Source organism: Bacteroides sp. AR20 (assembly GCF_964250605.1).
Classification (GTDB): domain Bacteria; phylum Bacteroidota; class Bacteroidia; order Bacteroidales; family Bacteroidaceae; genus Bacteroides; species Bacteroides uniformis.
The window spans coordinates 1-1,245 of the sequence record NZ_CAXUGK010000071.1 but is presented as its reverse complement, the minus strand read 5'-3'; the positions used below and the strand labels follow the sequence as shown (position 1 = coordinate 1,245).

General features: G+C 44.9%; 1 protein-coding gene. It reads right to left on the bottom strand.

Going from position 1 to position 1,245, the window contains the following annotated elements; genetic code table 11:
- On the bottom strand, window positions 1-1,180 hold a 1,180-nt coding region (locus ACESTD_RS18405; RefSeq protein WP_373159101.1), incomplete at its 3' end, for an IS256 family transposase.
- Window positions 1,181-1,245 lie beyond the last annotated feature (65 nt).

The window sequence follows — 1,245 nt, the reverse complement described above, 5'->3', positions numbered from 1 at the left end:
CCAGTTGTTGCGAGATGGTAGCCCAATTGGCCAGTGGCATGGTCCATTTCTTACGTATATTGCGGTATGCAAGATAAACAAGTTTCTCAAGGGCTGTATCCGATGGGAACACGCCCTTGTTTTTTGTTACCTTGCGGATCTGACGGTGATACCCCTCAACGGTATTTGTGGTATAGATAAGCTTACGGATGACCGGAGTATACTGGAAGTATTCGGACAGCTTATCCCAGTTGTCCTGCCAGGATCTGATAACGACAGGATACTGTTCACCCCATTTTTCATCCAGCTTGAGGAGCTCATTTTCTGCGGATTCCTTATTGACTGCCTGATAGACACATTTCAAATCCCTTAAGAACTCCTTCTGATTCTTGGATCCTACATACTTGATGGAGTTACGTATCTGATGTACTACACAAAGCTGTACGGCTGTATTAGGATAAACGCTTTGAATGGCTTCAGGAAACCCCTTCAGACCGTCTATACAGGCAATGAGAATATCCTCAACTCCACGGTTCTGAAGGTCTGTCAACACGCTGAGCCAGAAGTTTGCTCCCTCATTCCTTGATATATACATTCCAAGTAACTCCTTGTGTCCCTCCCTGTCAATGCTCAGTACATTATAGATTGCACGGGTTACCGCGCAGCCACGTTCATCCGTTACTTTGTAATGAATGGCATCCATCCAGACTATAGGATAAACAGAATCAAGCATCCGTGATTTCCATGCTTTTATCTCCGGAAGTACACGGTCTGTGATGGAACTGATTGTGTCGGCCGAAACACGATTCCCAAGATTTTCTTCCATCCAGTCACTGATTTCCCTTGTGCTGTTTCCCATTGCATACAAGCCAATTATACGGTCAGCAACACCTTCTGCCAGAATAGTCTCACGCTTCTTGATAAACTGGGGATCAAAACTCGAATTACGGTCACGGGGAGTGGAAACGGTTACTTCGCCCAAGGGAGTCTGAACCTGCTTTTGCATCTTTCCGTTACGACGGTTACCCATCTGGCGTTCTTCTTCTGTCAAATGTGCATCCATCTCTCCTTCCAGGGCTGCATTCAATATACTTTCCAATAGTGGGGCAAAGGCGCCGTCCTTACCCAACAAAGGCTTGCCGGCTTTCAGCTGTTCAATGGCCTTGTTCTTGATACTCTCGAAATCAAATTCTTCTTTCATAAAAAAAACTGTGTTAGCAAAGTTAATACTTTATTCCTTGCTGACACAGTTTAATTTACATCCTC